Genomic DNA, 17,794 nt, shown 5'->3' with positions numbered 1-17,794 from the left:
GCGAACGGATACAGAAGACGAAAACAAAAACGAAACCGGAACCACAGCAAACCATCCATTGGGGGAGATCGCGTTGTCGAACCACTCGAATTCGAAGTCGATGCGCGCCGCGCTCGCCGCGGCGTTACTCATTACCGTCTTAAGCGCCTGCAGCGGCGGGGGCGGAGGCAATACCGCCGCCGAAGCGGGAAACGACAATAATACGGAACATAAACCCGCGGAACCGAGCGCGGAGACCAAATCCGAACCGCAGCAGCCTGCGGAGCCGGTCGAGCTGACGTGGGGCATCCACTTCCAAGCGGCCGGCGTCGTGCCGGACACGGAAGTCGAAAAGTGGCTGGAAGAGAAGTTCAACGTTCAAGATCACGCCGGTGAAGGTGACCGACGCGAGCATCGCCTCGGGCGAGGTGCCGGATCTGTTCATGCTGGGCGACCCGGCGAACGTAGCCGCGTACCAGGGGCAGGGCGTCCTTACGGATCTTGATCTGAACCAAATCAAAGAAAAGATGCCGGAGTACGCCAAGGACATGGAAAGCTCCGACAAGCTGTTCCAGACGGTGACGTTCGACGGGAAGCTGTGGGCGATCCCGATGTTCATCGATCTGAAGCCATACGATTTCGCGCAGCTGTGGCGCAAGGATTGGCTCGACGCGGTCGGGATCGCGAAAATACCGGAGACGCTCGAGGAATACGAAGCGGCCGTCTACGCGTTCGCGCAGAAGGACCCGGACGGCAACGGCAAGAACGATACGTTCGGCCTGACGGGAACGGCGACGTCGACCTGGTCGTCCGGCTTCTATTCGATCTTCGGCGCGTTCGGCGTCGAGCCGACGATGTGGCATCTGATCGACGGGAAGATCGTGAACGGCTCCGTCGCGCCGCAGACGAAGGAAGCGCTCGCGCTGCTTCGCAAGTGGTACGCGGACGGCGTCATCGATCCGGAGTTCATCACGGATACGCAGGATTCGTACCGGAAGAAGCTGTACAACAACCGCATCGGCGTCATCGAGGAGCAGGTCGGACGCGGCGCGACGCCGGAATCGGCGACGATCGCCGAGATGCGCGGCATTAACCCGGACGCGACGCTGACGCTCGGCAACAACCCGAAGGGACCGGGCGGCTACGGCAGCTGGGACTGGGGCGTGAAGAGCAACTTCGTCGTGCTCGGCAATCAAGTGAAAGGCGACGCAGCGAAGCTGGAGAAGATCTTCGAAATTCTCCGCGCCCAGAGCAGCGACGAAGAGACGATCAACCGCACGAGCCTCGGCATTCAAGGCACGCATTGGACGTTCGCCGAGGAAGGCGCGACGTCGGGCGCGACGAAATTCCTGCCCGGCTTCGAGAAGCAGGAAGAGCGCGACGCGCAGGGCATCCGCCTGTTCTCGCTCGGCAACATCACGACGCGCGAATACCGCGCGAAATATTTGAACCCGGCGATTGCGGAGGCGGTAAAGACGTATTCCTCCACGCCGAATCATACGGACGTCCTGCTGTTCTCGACGCTGCCGTCCGACGGCCAGTATAAGCAAAACCTGACGCAGCTCATGCAGAAGTACTTCGCGCAAATCATCAGCGGCGAAATTCCGCTGGAGGACTTCGACAAGTTCGTCGCCGAATGGAACGCCGCGGGCGGCGAGCAGCTGACGAAGGAAGCGAACGAATTGTACGAGAAGCAGTTCAAGTAACATCCCAATCAAGGACGTGCCGTTCATGAAAATGCTTGCGAAACACCGCGACCTGCTGGCGCTGTACCTGTTCGCGTTCGCCTTCTTCTTCGTGTTCAAGTACGGGCCGCTGTACGGCGTCGTCATCGCCTTCAAAGATTTCCGCGTCATCGACGGCGTGTGGGGAAGCGCTTGGGTCGGCCTCGAGCACTTTCGCACGCTGTTCGCGGACCCGAACTTCTACCGGCTGCTGAAGAATACGCTGCTGCTGAATTTGTACTTCCTCTTGTTCGCGTTCCCGGCGCCGATCGTGCTCGCGCTGCTGCTGAACGAGGTGAAGTCGCGCGGGTTCCAGCGCTTCGTGCAGACGACGAGTTACTTGCCGCACTTCGTCTCTTGGGTCGTCATGTCCGGCCTTGTCATCTACTTTTTGTCGCCGACGACGGGCATCGTCGCGTACATCGTCGAGCTGTTCGGCGGCAAGCCGGTGTTTTATATGGGGCAGAAGGAGTATTTCCGCCCGATCGTCGTCGTCTCGGCCATTCTGAAGGATATCGGCTGGGGCTCGATCATCTACTTCGCGGCGCTCTCCGGCATCAACCCGGAGCTGCAGGAGTCGGCGACGATCGACGGCGCGAGCCGGTGGCAGCGGATCGTGCATATCAACGTTCCATCGATCATGCCGACGGTGGCGATTATGCTGATCCTCAGCCTCGGCGGGTTTCTGAGCGCGAACTTCGAGCAGATCATCAACCTGCTCAATCCCGTCACGTTCGAAACCGGGGACGTCTTCGACACCTATGTGTACCGGGTCGGCTTACAGCAGTTCCAATACAGCTATACCGCCGCCATCGGCTTGTTCAAGTCGGTCGTCGGATTGCTGCTCATTCTGGGCGCCAACCTGACGGTTCGCAAGCTGAGCCGCGGGGAGAACGGCTTATGGTAGGAGGGGGCGCCGAATGAGAAGCGGCTGGTCGGATCGCATCTTCTTAGGTTTGATTTACATCGTATTAGGCGCATTGGCGCTCGTCGTCGTCTATCCGTTCGTGCATGTGCTTTCCGTCTCCCTCAGCGACCGGGGGGAGGCGCTGCGCGCGGGCTTTCATTTCTACCCCCGGGTGCTAGATCTCGAGGCGTATAAAGAATTGCTGACCTACCCGTACATCTGGTCGGGCTACGCGAACACGCTGTTCCGGATGGCCGTCGGCACCGTGCTGACGCTGCTCGTCACGGTGTGCGCCGCGTACCCGCTGTCGCGCCCGGAATTTCCGTATAAGCGGACGCTCGTGCTGCTGCTGCTGTTCACGATGATCTTCGACGGCGGCATCGTGCCGAACTACCTTCTCATGCGGGAGCTGCATCTGCTCAATACGCTGTGGGTGTACGTGCTGCCGCATGCGGCGAACGCGTTCCAGGTGCTCGTCATGATTTCGTTCTTCCGCTCCGTGCCGGACGCGCTCGTGGAAGCGGCCCGCATCGACGGCGCGAAGGACCTGCGCATCTTGTTCCGCATCATGCTGCCGTTGTCGATCCCGTCGCTCGTGACGATCGGGCTGTGGTCGATCGTCTTCCATATTAACGCGTTCGCGGATAACTTGCTGTACGTCTCCGATCAATCGAAGTTCGTGCTGCAGCAAGTGATCCGGCAAATCTTGATCGAAAATCGGCTCGACCCGTTCACGACCGCGACGAACGTCGTGCCTCCGGCGCCGGAGAGCGTCAAGATGGCGGCGGTCATCGTGTCGGCGTTTCCGGTGTTAGCGCTCTATCCGTTCCTCTTGCGTTATTTCGAAAAAGGAACGATGATCGGCTCCATTAAAGGGTAATGGAGCCCCCCTTCGGGGGAATTCAATTCACTCTGCAACCGAAAGGATGAAATCATGAAGCACAATCGAAAATGGTTCGCGCTGCTCCTATTAATCAGCCTTCTGTTCGGCTCGCTTCCCACGCCCGGGGCTCAGGCCGCTGCCGGAGGAGCGGAATTTTTTATAGCGCCGAATGGAAGCGATTCCAACGCCGGCACCGTCGAGTCGCCGTTCCTCACGCTCGAGCGGGCGCGGGAAGCGATCCGGTCGCTGAAGGCGACGTCGGGCTTGCCGCAGGGCGGCGTCACCGTCTATTTGCGCGGCGGCGAATACGAGCGGACGCAGAGCTTCCTGCTCGACGAGCGCGATTCCGGCGCGGCGGACGCCCGGATTACGTACAAAGCGTACCCCGGCGAGTCCGTGACGCTAACCGGCGGCATGAAGCTCGACAAGAGCTGGTTCGTCCCGGTCGAAGACCCGGTCGTGCTGAACCGCATCGTCAGCGTCGAGGCGCGCGGCAAGGTGCTGCAGGCCGATCTTGCGAGCCGCGGCATCACGGATTACGGCCAGATGAGCAGGCACGGGTATTATCTTGCGAACGACGTCAGCCTCGTGCCGCCGATGGGCTGTACGTCGAAGGCGAAGGCATGACGCTGGCGCGCTGGCCGAACGAAGGCACGGTGCAGATGGGCGACATCCTGGACCCCGGCCCGACGCGCCGGGACGCCGATCTGCAGCAGCGGGGCGGCACGTTCAAGTTTACGTACGACCGGCCGCAGTACTGGACGCAGGCCGACGATATTTGGTTGGACGGCATTTTCGGGTATAGCTGGGAATGGTCGTACAACAAGATCGCGAACATCGACCTCGAAAACAAGACGATCACGCTGCGGTACGGCGAGATGAGCGGCATCTTCACGAATTGGTATCCGGACTTCCACTTCGCGCAAAACCTGCTGGAAGAAATCGATATGCCCGGCGAGTATTACATCGACCGAGCGAAAGGGGTGCTGTACTTCCTTCCGACGGCTTCGTTCGCCGAGGCGAATCCCGACATTACGGTGACGATGCTGAAGACGCCGATGATCAACGCGGTCAATGCGTCGCATATTACGTTCAAGGATTTGATTTTGGAAAACGGGCGCGACTCCGCCGTCGTCATCATGGGCGGCGACGGCGTGCGGATCGAGCACAGCGAAATCCGCAACTTCTCGAACGGCGGCGTGCTCGTCAACACGCAGAGCCGCTGGCTGTACAACGACTTCGCGAAGGCGACCGGCGTCAACCACGCGGTGTCCTATACCCACATCCATCATATCGGCGGCACGGGAGTGACGCTGAACGGCGGCGACCGGCTGACGCTCGTGCCGGGCAACAACGTCGTGGAGCACAGCCATATTCACGACTTCGCTTATTACCACAAGGCGTATAACCCGGCCGTCATCTTGACCGGCGCCGGCAATCGGCTGTCGCACAGCGAAATTCACGATGCGCCGCATCCGGGCATTCTCATTTTCGGCAACGATCATCTTGTGGAATATAACGACATCTACGACGTGTGCAAGATGTTCTCGGACCTCGGCGCCATCTATATGAATCAGGGTCATCTGCCGCATGAGCGGGGCACGGTCATCAAGCGGAACTACTTCCATCATATCGGCGAAGGGAAGGCGGGCGTGGAGGGCGTCTACCCCGACAACTTCACGATGGGGCTCGTGATCGAGGAGAACATTTTCCATCGGATGGGCAACTCCGCGGTTCGCAACAACGGGGGCTCGCACATCTTGACGCGCAACAACATCTTCGTCGACGCGAAGGTGCCGTACGACTATGCGGATCTGTACTTGGGCGACGGGCCGGATCAGCAAATCAATAAAAATTACATGCCGCAATGGATCGCCTTATTCGACAAGTACAACGACTTCGTCGGCATGCCGCACTTGATCAAGTATCCGGAGCTTGCGGATTTCTTCGAGGAGAACCGGTATTATCCGACCACGAATACGTTCCATAACAACGTCGTGTGGAATCCGACGAAGGCGCGCAGCGCGACGACGAACGCGCAAGGCGCTTACGACAAGTTCGGGTTGGTGCAGTACGAGGGCAACTGGGTGACGAACGGCGATCCGGGCTTCGTCGATTGGGCGAACGGCGATCTGGCGTTGACCGATAACGCGGCCGTGTTCCAGCAGATTCCCGGCTTCGTGAACATTCCGTTCCACGATATCGGCATCGACGGGAAGGCGGGGCCGTACCTCGCGCCGGAGACGATCGACGTGGAGGGCATACAGCTTTACGACGAAGCGGTGACGGTGGACATGGGGAAAACGCGGAAGCTGTACGCGGCCGTGTTGCCGTGGAACGCCACGAACCGGACGCTTCAGTACGTCTCCGGCGATCCTTCCGTCGCGACGGTCGACGCGAACGGAGTGCTGAAAGGCGTCATGCCGGGACAGACGACGGTCACGGTGTCGTCCGTCGCCGATCCGTCGCTCGTCGACGAGGTGACGGTCGTCGTCGAAGTCGGGGACGGCATTCTCGAGTTCACCGATTTCGAGAGCGGACGCAACGGCTGGCCGACCGATCCGAACCGAAGCATCGTGGATGTCGGCGGGAACAAGATGTATAAGCTGCTGAGGGGCGCGACGGCGCTCAACGAGAACGCGTTCTCGAATTACGAGCTGACGTTCAAGCTGAAGACGCCGGAGACGATCCCGGCCGGGGTGGCGACGTTCTATATTTTCGATCGGCAGAACGCGAGCGGCAGCAGCGGTCGGATCGGGTACCGGAAGCTGGAGGACGGCACCTCGAGGTGGCTGCTGTACAACGGCGCGTGGGCGACGGTGAAGGAGACCGTCTTCCCGCATCAGGATTTGCAGCCGAATACGACGTACGACGTGCGGGTCATCGTGAAGGGCGCCGACATTAGCGTCTACGTGGACGGCGTACTGAAGCTGAAGGTGACCGACCCGACGTTCAACGCTTCGGGCAAGGTCGGCTTCTACGCGGGCGGCTTCGATTACTTGCTGTTCGACGACGTGAAGTTTTCGCTGCCGACGACGGACGTGGCCGGCATCTTGCTGAACCACGCGTCCGCGACGGTCGGGTTCGGAGACGGGCTGCAGCTTACGGCGACGTTCGATCCGTCCGACGCGGCGGACCGGCGACTGGTCTGGTCGTCCAGCGATCCGGGGGTGGCGACCGTGGACGAGAACGGGCTCGTCGTCGGGGTCGGCTACGGCGAAGCGGACGTGACCGCGACGTCGGTCGCGAATCCGAACGCGAAGGCGGTCGCTCGGGTGACGGTGTCCGACGTGCTGCACGCCGTGGATTTCGAGTCGGGCGCCGGCGGCTGGCCGACGGACCCGAACCGCAGCGTCGTCGACGTCGGCGGCGACAAGATGTACCGCATCGTGAACGGCGCCTCCGCGCATTCGCCGAGGACGTTCTCGTCGTACGCGTTGACGTTCCGGCTGCGGACGCCGGCGACGATGCCGGAGCAGGGGACGTTCTATTTGTTCGATCGGGCGGTCGGTCCGAACGCGGGACGGATCGGGTACCGCAAGCAGGCGGACGGCTCGTCGCAGTGGGTGTTGTACGACCACGCTTGGAAGGCCGTTCGCACCGTGGTTTCGCCGCATCAGGACCTCGCGCCGAATACGGAGTACGAGGTGAAGGCCGTCGTTCGAGGCGGCGAGGTGCGGCTGTACGTCGACGGCGCGTTGAAGCTGGAAGGCGCGTACGCGCCGGCGAACGCGTCCGGCACGATCGGCTTCTACGTCGGCGGGTTCAGCGCGCTGTGGTTCGACGACATCCGGGTGACGGCGCTGACGCCGCCGGTTACGTCGGCGACCTTGTCCCCGGCCGCGCCGAACGGCGCGAACGGGTGGTACACGCAGCCCGTACAGGTAACGCTCGCGGCGACTTCGACGACGGCGACCGTGACGCAAACCGTGTACAGCGTAGATAACGGCGCTTCTTGGGCGCCGTATACGGGACCGGTCGCGTTCGACGCGGACGGCGCGTATACGCTGCTGTACCGCTCGGTCGACGTAGTCGGCCTCGAGGAGGCGGTGCGCTCGGTCGAGCTGCGCGTCGACGTCTCGGCGCCGGCGCTCGCGTTCGCGGAGCCGGTGGCGGCCGCGTACGACACTTCGGCGACGCTGACGCTGCGGCTCGCCGCGTCCGACGGCGCGTCCGGCGTCGATCCGACGCGAAGCGCGATCGCGCTCGACGGCGTCGCCGCCTTGGAGGGCGAGCCGATCGCGCTGTACGCGCTGCCGCTCGGCGCGCATACGGTGACCGCGACGGCCGCCGACGCCGCGGGCAATGTCGCAGCCGTCGAGGCGACGTTCGAACTCGTCGCCACGGTCGATTCGCTGAAGGCGCTGGTCGCGCGCTTCGCGGACAGCGGGGCGATCGACAACGCCGGCATCGCGAACAGCTTGCAGGCGCAGCTCGCCGGCGGCGAGCTCGGCGCCTTCATGAATCATGTCGAGGCGCAGGCCGGCAAGCACATCGCGGCGGACGCGGCGGCGGTGCTGCTGCGCGACGCGGCGTATGTGCTGCAGGACAGCTAAATAGGGAGCGGAGCAAGGGGGCTGTCCGGGTCGTAATTCGACCCGGGGGCTCCTTTTTGCGTCCCCGGTGGCGGGTAGAGGGTTCGCGGCTCCTTCTCCTCGTCTTCCCTTCGCTCAGCCGCAGCCGCGGGCTTGCTGTAGCCGGAGATGGTTCGCGAATTGGGCTCCCGGGCCGGCTGTGTGGGCCGGCCGCGGGTGCTGTCGCGGAGAATGTCCGACTATTCGGCTCCCCGAGCCGGCTGCGCGGGCTGTAGTCGGAGAATGTCCGACTATTTCGCTCCCCGAGCCGGCTGCGCGGGCTGTAGTCGGAGAATGTCCGACTATTCGGCTTCCCGGGCCGGCCGCGCGGGCTGTAGTCGGAGAATGTCCGACTATTCGGCTTTCCGGGCCGGCTGCGTGAGCTGTAGTCGGAGAATGTCCGACTCTTCGGCTTCCCTGGCCGGCTGCGCGGGCTGTAGTCGGAGAATGTCCGACTATTCGGCTCCCCGGGCCGGTTGTGTGAGCTGTAGTCGGAGAATATCCGACTATTCGGCTTCCCGGGCCGGCTGCGCGGGCTGTAGTCGGAGAATGTCCGACTATTCGGCTTTCCGGGCCGGCCGCGTGGGCTGTAGTCGGAGAATGTCCGACTATTCGGCTTTCCGGGCCGGTTGCGCGGGCTGTAGTCGGAGAATGTCCGACTATTCGGCTCCCCGGGCCGGCTGCGTGGGCTGTAGTCGGAGAATGTCCGACTATTTCGCTTCCCGGGCCGGCCGCGGGTGCTGTAGTCGGAGAATGTCCGACTATTCGGCTCCCCGAGCCGGCTGCGCGGGCTGTAGTCGGAGAATGTCCGACTATTTCGCTTCCCGGGCCGGCCGCGGGTGCTGTAGTCGGAGAATGTCCGACTATTTCGCTCCCCGAGCCGGCTGCGCGGGCTGTAGTCGGAGAATGTCCGACTCTTCGGCTTCCCTGGCCGGTTGCGTGGGCTGTAGTCGGAGAATGTCCGACTATTCGGCTTCCCGGGCCGGCTGCGCGGGCTGTAGTCGGAGAATGTCCGACTATTTCGCTTCTCGGGCCGGCCGAGGGTGCTGTAGTCGGAGAATATCCGACTATTCGGCTTCCCGGGCCGGCCGCGCGGGCTGTAGTCGGAGGAATTCCGACGATTTCGCCCACCGGGCCGGTTCCGGGACTGTTGCCGGAGGTTAGGAACTACGACGGAGAACGGCTAGTTTGCTGCGGGCTGGCGGAAGGTTCTCCGAGCAAGGAAATCGCGTTGACTGGCGGTAGGGTGGATGGTAAGATGCAGAGAATGGGAACGTTCCCAGTACCGGCGCGCATTTGCATCCAGAGGCGTATGGAGCAACGCGGGACGCCCAGGTTTACGTCATTTTGGGAACGTTCCCGAAATCGAAGAAACGCGAACGGGAAGGAGGCCCCCCATGGGTCCGACCATACACGACGTCGCCCGGCTCGCGGGCACGTCGAAGAGCACCGTCTCCCGGTACCTCAACGGGCAGCAGGTGAAGAAGGCGACGCAGGACGCGCTCGAAAAGGCGATCGCGGAGCTGAATTACCACCGCAACGCCCATGCAAGAAGATTGGTCATGAACAAGACCTATACGATCGGGATCGTCATCGACGATATTTCGAACATTTTCTACTCGGGCATGATTAAAGGAATCGAAGCCGTGGCGAGGCGGAACGGGTACAACTGCATCTTCCTCAGCTGGACGTCCAACTTCGACAAGGAGACTTCGTTCTTGAATTACTTGTACGAAGGACAGGTCGACGGCTTGATTCTCGCGAGCTTCCGCAAGCGGAACGAGGAAGACGTGCGGGCGATCCGGGACGCGGGATATCCGATCGCGCTGATCGGCGATCATTGCGAGCTGGAGGGCGTGTTCTCGGTGGACGTCGACAACGCCGCGGGCATCGAAGAGGTCGTGACGTACCTTCACGGCATCGGCCATCGGCGAATCGGGTACATCTCGGGGCAGAACGACCTCTCCGCAAGCAAATATAGATACAAGGGTTATCGCCGAACGATGGAAGCGCTCGGGATGCCGGTCCGGGAGGAGTGGGTCGTCGAATCGGATTGGACGAATCAGGGAGGCTACGAAGCGATGCGGCGGCTCGCCGGCGAGGCCGACGTTACGGCGGTCGTCGTCTCCAGCGACGAGGCGGCGATCGGCGCGCTGCGGGCGTTGAAGGAGCTGGGCCGAAGCGTCCCGCGGGAGCTGTCGGTCGCGGGCTTCGACGATATTCCCGTCGCCGGGTGGGTGGACCCCGCGCTGACGACGGTACGCCAGCCGTTCCGCGACATCGGGACGCTGGCGGCGGAAGGGCTGTTTCGGAAAATCGAAGGAACCGAGAATACGCCGCGAAGTCATCTGCTTCGGCCGAAGTTCATCGTTCGCGATTCTTGCGGGCCGGCGGAATGGGCATAACGATAGGATAAAGGGGTTGGCGAACGATGAAGGACACGATGAAGGTATCGGAATCGCAAAATACGAAGGAGCTGCGCATCTTCGCGCCGGGCGGCGAGAACGGCGAAGGCGAAGCCGGTTACCTGCGCTTCGGCGCGCTGCTGACGGCCCGGCGGAAGGACGGCGCGACGGACGTTGTCCGCGCGACGGATGCTCGCGAGGAAGGACAGGCGCTCGTCGCGACGGGGGCGGCGGGGCATTTTCGAGTGGAAACGGTGTGGGAAGCGAAGGAAGATCATTGCGGCTACATCGACGTCGAGCTGCGCCTTAAGTACCTTGGGGAGGAAGCGGCCGAGTACGGCTTGACCTTCGGGGCGGAGCTGGTCGGCAGCGGGCGTCCGGATTGGATGATTCCGGGGGCGTTCTATAAGGAAAATCGGTTCGAGAAAAATCTGCGCCCCTACCCGCGGTACGATTACCGGGACGGCGACCATGAGCAGATGGTGTCCGACTACTGGTCGTTCCGTTCCGACCGCGCGGCGCTGCCGGCCGTCTTCGCTTGGAACGATGCGCTGTGCGGCGCGCTGTGCACGGAGGAGACGTCCGCGGCGGGCCTGACCGGACTCGGCTTCCGCGGCAATGCGGACGGCACGAGCATCTGGCTCGACTTCCCGTATAGGGAGGAGCCGGTCACGTTCGTCGGGCATAAGGTGCCTGCGCCGGCCGACCTGACGTATTACCGGTTCGCGCCCGGGGAGCGGATGACGCTGCGGCTGAAGGTGTATACGGCGGAGCCGAATCCCCATGCGTACGACCCGTTCGTGCGGCAGATGTACAAGCTTCATAAGGAAGAGCATGCGTTGAACCCTTGGATGGGCCTGGAAAAGGCGGCGGAGCTGACGGCCCACGGCCTCTATACGTGGCATTATAACCGGGAGCACGGCATCTTGAACGAGACGGCGGCGTTCGACCGCGAATTCAACAACAACGTGAAGGGGCAGGGCGACCGGCCGCATATGCACGTCGGCTGGGTGAGCGGGGCGCCGTACGCCCATGCGCTGCTGACGTACGGCCGCAAGGAGGGCCGATCCGATTACGTCGAGGCGGGGAGCGCCGTACTCGATAAGATCGCGTCGGGCCTCGCGCCGTGCGGCACGTTTTGGGCTTCGTGGGTCGTGGGGCGAGGCTGGACGGCGGGCTGGAACCCGAAGTCCGATTGGCTGCAGGCGCGGACGATCGCGGAGGCGACGCTGTTCATGACGCGCGCGGTCGCCTTCGAGAAGACGCGGGGCGGGAGCCATCCGGACTGGGAAGCGGCGGCACTGTCGAACTTGCGGTTCGCGGCGAGCATCCAAGCCGAGGACGGCAACTTCGGCTCGTATTATAACGCGAATACCGGCGTCGTGGAGGAGTGGGACGGGGCGGGAGGCATCTTGTGGATCGCTTCGCTGCTCGAAGGCGCCGCGCTGTTCGGCGAGCCGGCGTTCGCGGAGGCGGCGGCCAAGGCGGGGCGCTATTACGAAAAGTTCGTCCGAGCCGAATACATCTACGGCGCGCCCGAAGACGTGCATCTGACGCCCACGTCGGAGGACGCGTACAACGCGGTGGTCGCCTACGTGAAGCTGTACGAGTACAACCGCGAAGCGCTGTGGCTGGAGCTCGCTTCGAGCGCGGCGGACTGGATGATGACGTTCCGCTGGAGCTATAACCTCGAGTTCCCGAAGCATTCGCTGCTGAAGCGATACGACTTCCGCTCGCGAGGGGCGGATCAGGCGTCGACGTCGAATCAGCATCTGCATAACTACGGCCTGTTCTGCGTGCCGGAGATGCTGAAGCTGTGGGAGTACACGGGAGACGACTATTATCTCGAGCGAACGCGCGATCATATCGCTTGCTTCCTGCAGTTCATCGCGCGGGAGGACGGCGACTTCAACGCTTATAAGGGCATGGTGACGGAGCGGTTTTACAATACGAACTGCTTCCAGCCTAAGGGCATGATGCTGACGTTGTCCCATTCGTGGTGCATCGGGTTGATTTTATACGCCGCGCAAGAGGCGCTGCCTTACCGCGAGCGGCTGCGGCTGGAGGAATGTCTATGAAGTGCGCGATCGGAGGAGCCGCGCTGCCGGTCCTGTTCGACGTCGACGCGGTCGTCGTCGGCGGCTCGTTCGCCGGCGTGTCGTGCGCGGAACGTCTCGCGCGGGCGGGGAACAAGGTCCTCGTCATCGAACAGCGGACGTACCTCGGCCGGGAGCTGACCGCGACGCTGCGGCCGTGGCTGCCGGCCGGGGACGACGGCTTCGCGCCGCTCCACCCCGACCGGCTGAAGCGGGGGCTGGAGGATCGGCTGTTCGCGCATGGCGTGCAGCTGTTGTACGCGACGCTGCCGATCGCCGTGCTCGAGCGGGACGGCCGGGCGGCCGGACTCGTCGTCGCGAACAAGTCGGGCCGGCAGGCGATTATGTGCCGCTCCGTCGTCGACGCGACGGAGACGGCGCTCGTCGCGACGCTGCTCGGGGAGCGCGTCGAGGCGTACGCGCCGGGAGCGACCGCGTTGTATTCCCGCACGTTGGAGTTTACCGAGGCGGCCGAGGGCGAGGCGCTTGTGCAAGAGCTCGCCGTTCCGGACGAGCTCGGCCTGCGCGGCGGCGTCGTGCGGCTGCGCCGCGGCGTTCGCGGCGAAGGGCATGTCTATGCGGAATTCGCGCTCGAGCTGCCGAGCGGCAATACGCTTGCCGCCGAACGCGGCCGCTTCGCCGCTTCCCGCCATGCGGGCATGCGGCTCGCGGCCTATCTTGCGCAGCAGGTGCCCGCCTTCCGGAAGGCGTTCCTCGCCTCATCGTCCTACGAGCTGCACGGCCCGTTCCCGCTCGAGGGAGCGGCGACGGCGGCGCCCGGCGCTTTCGCGGACGAATGCGGCGCGCCGATCGGCGGCGTCTGGAGCCTTGCGAAGCCGTTGTTCGCTCGCGGGGACGCGGCGTTGCACGACGTCTCGCTCGCCTCGAAGCTCGGCGAGCGAGCGGCGGACGAGGCGCTGGCGTTCTTGGCCGGGGCGGCGCCGTCCGCGGGCTCGGTTATGGTTCGAACGCAGGCCGCGGGCGACGGAGCCGTTCCGTCGACGCCGTACGACGTCGCGTCTCCGTCGTTCGTCCTTGCGGACGACGGGCGGCCGCGCGCCGACGTCCCGGCGATGCTTGTGCCGGCGGCGTCTTCCGGCGACGTTCTTGTCGTCGGCGGCGGCTCCAGCGGCGCGAGCGCTTCGATCGCGGCGGCGAAGGAAGGCGCGCGGACGCTGCTCGTCGACATGAACCCGGGGCTCGGCGGCACCGGGACGTTCGGCGGCGTCGACAGTTATTGGTTCGGCAAGCGCCACGGCTACGCGGCCGCGATTACGGAGCGGGTGCACGAGGTGCAGGAGCGCATCGGATACAAGGGGCATAAGTGGAACATCGAAGCGAAGATGTACGCCTTGCTCCGCGAAGCGGAGGAAGCCGGCGTCGAGCTGACGCTACAGGCGATCACGTTCGGCGCGGTCCTGGAAGGAAGCCGCGTGCGCGGCGTCGTCGCGGCGACGCGCTGGGGTCCGATCGCCCTGCTCGCCGAGGCCGTCGTCGACGCGACGGGGGACGGCGATATCGCCGCTTACGCCGGCGCGGACTTCGTCTACGGCTCGGAGAAGGACCGAACCGTCATGTGGTTTTCGCTTGCGCAGTTCCAGCAGCCGGGCAAGACGAAAAACAACTTCACCAGCATGGTCGACGTCTCCGACGCGCTCGATTACACTCGGGCGATCGTCGCGGGCCGGCGCCGGGGCGACGCGTCCTATCACGATCACGGCATCTATATCGCCACGCGGGAAAGCCGGCATATCGCCGGAGACGTCACGATGAAGCTGACGGACCAGCTGCTGCAGCGGAAGTGGCCGGACGCGGTCAACGTGCACTTCAGCAACCACGACGTGAAAGGCGTCAGCGGCGCCCCATGGATCAACGTCGGCCTCATCCCGCCGAATCTCGAGATCGAGATTCCGTATCGGATGCTGCTGCCGGCCGGACTGGAAGGCTTGCTCGTCGCGGGCAAGGCGGTGTCGGCGACGCACGACGCGCTGCCGGCGATCCGCATGCAATCGGACTTGGAAAATCTCGGCGCGGTCGCGGCGCTGGCGGCGACGATGGCGGCGCGCGGCGGAACGACGCCGCGGGCGATCGACGTGAAGGCGCTGCAGGCGCGGCTCGTCCGCGAGGGTCTCCTTCCCGAAGACGTCCTTACGCGTTCGCTTGCGCCGATTCGTTATACGGACGAGGAGCTGGAGCGGCTCGTGGATCGGATCGAAACGGAGCCGCTGTACGCATACGCGGAGATGCGAATGAACGAGGTGTACCGAGAGACGATCCCGTTCGTCGAAATTTGCTCGGCGGGACCGCGCATCGTTCCCGTCCTGACGCGCGCGCTGGCGACCGCCGACGGGATTCGACGCGTACGCATCGCGCAGGCGCTGTCGATGCTCGGCTCGCCCGAGGGCGTGCCGACGCTGCGCGATGCGATTCTGGAGATGCTGCAGGGCGATACGCTGCCGGTGCGAACGGCGGACATGATGTACGTGCAGCTGCCGCCGGACCACGGAGCGATGCCGGACGCCGCCTACTTGCTGTATTCGCTCGCGCTTGCGGCCGATCCGAGAAGCGTCCCGGTCTGGGAGCGGGTGGCGGAGCTGTTCGATCCTACCGAGGACGACTTCAAGGATCCGTGGAAGGGCGTCTTCTATTACGTCGACGCCGTGTGCCAAGGCGCCGAGCGGCTCGGCGACCGCGCGGCGGTTCCGGCGCTGAAGCGCCTGCGCCGCATTCCGTTCCTGCGGGATCAGCAGGCGCGGGACGGCGCGCAGCCGGACTACTTCCTCGAGCGGCGCGCCATGCTGGAGGTCGCGATCGGCCGCGCGCTCGCCCGCTGCGGCGACGCCGAAGGCTACGACGTCCTTATCGGCTACTTGTCGGACAACCGCGCGCTGCTGCGGCAGAACGCGCTGCTGGAGCTGCGGCGGCTCAGCGGCTTCGCCTTCGGGGCGGAGCCAAGCCTATGGGCGGCCTGGGCGGCGGAGAGCCGGCCGTACGAGCGGACGGCGCCGCTCGAGCTGCGGCTCGACTTCGAGCAAGACAGCGAAGCCGTGCCGCGGCGGAGCGAAGCGACTTCTACGAGCGGAGGGATTCGGGCATGACAGAACGAAGGAAGCTGAAGTTTAGCGGAAGCGGGATGACGGCGTCGATTCGGCAAGGGCTCGAAGCGGTGAGCCCGCTGCTCGGCGCGGTCCAGGCCGAAGACGGCGCGCCGATCGACGTCGAGCGCGTCGAAGGCCGGCTGGAAGCGGGCCGGGACGAGGACGGCCGGGGATATATTCGGTACGACCGGCCGGTTCACTTTTTCCGAGCGTTGAGCCTCTGGATGCGGCATTCGCGCGGCGATGCCGCGTTCCATCTCGTCGAGACGCCGAAATTCGACACGAACGGCGTCATGGTCGACGCGTCGCGGAACGCGGTGCCGACCGTCGCGGCGGTGAAGACGCTGCTCGCGCATATGGCGTTGATGGGGCTTAACCAGTTGATGCTCTATACAGAGGATACGTTCGCCGTCGAGGAATACCCGTACTTCGGGTATATGCGCGGCCGGTATACGGAAGCCGAGCTGCGGGCCTGCGACGATTACGCGTATGCGTTAGGGATCGAGATCGTGCCGTGCATTCAGACGCTCGCGCATTTGACGGAAGCGCTGAAGTGGAATTACGCGGGGAAGCTGCGCGATACGTCGGACATCTTGCTCGTCGGCGCCGAAGAGACGTACGAGTTCATCGAGCGGACGATTCGAGCGGCTTCGAAGCCGTTCCGCAGCGACCGCATCCATATCGGCATGGACGAGGCGCATCAGCTCGGGCTCGGGCGATACTTGGAGCTCAACGGTTACCGCAAGCGCTTCGACATGATGAACGAGCATCTGAAGCGGGTGGCGGCTATCGCGGAAGCGGAGGGATCGACGCCGATGATCTGGAGCGACATGTATTTCCGGTTAGGGTCGAAGACCGGCGGCTATTACGATCTGGACGCGGTCATCCCGGACGACGTCGTGCGGGACATGCCGAAGAACGTGCAGCTCGTGTATTGGGATTACTATCATACCGACGAGGCGTTCTATCGCGAGTTTATCCGCAAGCACAAGGCGTTCGGCTCGATGCCCGTGTTCGCCGGCGGCGTCTGGACGTGGAACGGCATCGCGCCGAACTACGGGAAGACGTTCGACACGACGAACGCGGCGCTCGCGGCCTGCAAGGCGGAAGGGGTGCGCGAAGTTTTCGCCACGATGTGGGGGGACAACGGCGCGGAGACGAACCTGTTCGCGGGACTCGCCGGCCTGCAGCTGTTCGCCGAGCACGGCTACGCGGACGCGGTCGACGCCGAAGCGCTGGCGGCGCGGTTCGAGACGTGCTCCGGCGGCGGGAAGCTGAGCGATTTCCTCGCGCTAAGCCGGTTCGACGAAACCCCGGGCGTCGCCGCAGGCAATCCGAAGGAGTCGAATCCGTCGAAGTTTCTGCTATGGCAGGACGTGCTGATCGGATTGTACGACTTCAACGTGAGAGGGCTGCCGATGCGGGAGCATTACGCCGCGCTCGTCGCCGACATGGCGGACGCCGCGGAGCGCAACGGCCCGTGGAACCGGCTGTTCCGGTTCTACTTGCAGCTGGCGCTGGCGCTGCGCGAGAAGAGCGACATGGGGCTGCGGGCGAAGGCGGCGTACGACGCGGGCGACCGGTTGCGCCTGCGCGCCCTGGCGGACGAGCTGGAGCCGCTCGCCGAGTCGATCGACGCGCTGCGCAAGCTCCACCGCGCCAACTGGCTCGCGGACTGCAAGCCGTTCGGGTGGGAGGCGCTCGACATCCGCTACGGCGGAGTGCTGTCCCGGCTCGAGACGACGCGGTTCCGACTGCTCGCCTTCGCGGACGGCGAGGTCGCGTCGGTCGAGGAGCTGGAGGCGGAGCGCCTCTATTACGACGCGCCGTGGGTCATGTCGGCGGGGACGCTCGGGCGCGGACGGTACGATCGGATCGTGACCGCGGGGACGTTCTCCGGATAGACGGGAAGCTGCCCGTTTTCGACAACGGATCGTTCCGGCTGGACGCGTCGATCCAGCGCTGTTTCTTTGAACAAACGTCTCCGATAGTTCAATCAACGGGGCAATAAATGAAAGCACAAAAGCGGCAGAAAAAACTGCCGCTTGTTGAATCTAGGTTGCATACTGCTCACAACTTTGAGCCCGGTTTGTATTGTTGACGAACGTCGATAAACCTTGCCCATTCG

10 protein-coding genes are annotated in these 17,794 nt (G+C 64.0%); all 10 read left to right on the top strand.

The features are described from left to right. Positions 1-73 precede the first annotated feature (73 nt). A complete protein-coding gene (locus tag FE782_RS32330) occupies positions 74-484 on the top strand; it encodes a hypothetical protein (protein WP_158299430.1) in 411 nt (136 codons plus the stop codon). After that, positions 372-1,685, top strand: a complete 1,314-nt coding sequence (locus FE782_RS17270) for an extracellular solute-binding protein (RefSeq protein ID WP_138195486.1) — start codon at positions 372-374, stop codon at positions 1,683-1,685. The genes FE782_RS32330 and FE782_RS17270 overlap by 113 nt, the downstream gene beginning before the upstream one ends. A gap of 25 nt (positions 1,686-1,710) precedes the next feature. Beyond that, positions 1,711-2,610, top strand: coding sequence for an ABC transporter permease (locus tag FE782_RS17265; RefSeq protein ID WP_138195485.1), 900 nt, complete (start codon positions 1,711-1,713; stop codon positions 2,608-2,610). 13 nt (positions 2,611-2,623) lie between these two features. Continuing rightward, complete coding sequence (locus tag FE782_RS17260) at positions 2,624-3,490, top strand: carbohydrate ABC transporter permease (protein ID WP_138195484.1); 867 nt, start codon at positions 2,624-2,626, stop codon at positions 3,488-3,490. Positions 3,491-3,544: 54 nt separating this feature from the next. Beyond that, complete coding sequence (locus FE782_RS32925) at positions 3,545-4,120, top strand: hypothetical protein (protein WP_238392532.1); 576 nt, start codon at positions 3,545-3,547, stop codon at positions 4,118-4,120. Beyond that, entirely contained in the window at positions 4,117-8,049 is a 3,933-nt protein-coding gene (locus tag FE782_RS17255; protein ID WP_238392531.1) for an Ig-like domain-containing protein, read from the top strand. The genes FE782_RS32925 and FE782_RS17255 overlap by 4 nt, the downstream gene beginning before the upstream one ends. Before the next feature lie 1,415 nt (positions 8,050-9,464). After that, positions 9,465-10,472, top strand: a complete 1,008-nt coding sequence (locus FE782_RS17250) for a LacI family DNA-binding transcriptional regulator (RefSeq protein ID WP_158299429.1) — start codon at positions 9,465-9,467, stop codon at positions 10,470-10,472. A gap of 26 nt (positions 10,473-10,498) precedes the next feature. Beyond that, the gene (locus tag FE782_RS17245) at positions 10,499-12,550 is read left to right on the top strand and encodes a hypothetical protein (RefSeq protein ID WP_138195482.1); all 2,052 of its coding nucleotides are present in this window, start codon (positions 10,499-10,501) and stop codon (positions 12,548-12,550) included. Further along, positions 12,547-15,666: an FAD-dependent oxidoreductase gene (locus FE782_RS17240; RefSeq protein ID WP_158299428.1), complete on the top strand. Its 3,120-nt coding sequence runs from the start codon at positions 12,547-12,549 to the stop codon at positions 15,664-15,666. The genes FE782_RS17245 and FE782_RS17240 overlap by 4 nt, the downstream gene beginning before the upstream one ends. After that, on the top strand, positions 15,663-17,570 hold the full coding sequence (locus FE782_RS17235) for a beta-N-acetylhexosaminidase (RefSeq protein ID WP_238392530.1): 1,908 nt from the start codon (positions 15,663-15,665) through the stop codon (positions 17,568-17,570). The genes FE782_RS17240 and FE782_RS17235 overlap by 4 nt, the downstream gene beginning before the upstream one ends. The last annotated feature ends 224 nt before the right edge of the window (positions 17,571-17,794 follow it).

Source organism: Paenibacillus antri (genome assembly GCF_005765165.1).
GTDB lineage: Bacteria > Bacillota > Bacilli > Paenibacillales > YIM-B00363 > Paenibacillus_AE > Paenibacillus_AE antri.
Note: the sequence above shows the minus strand (reverse complement) of the source record. Positions and strands in the feature narration are given on the sequence as shown.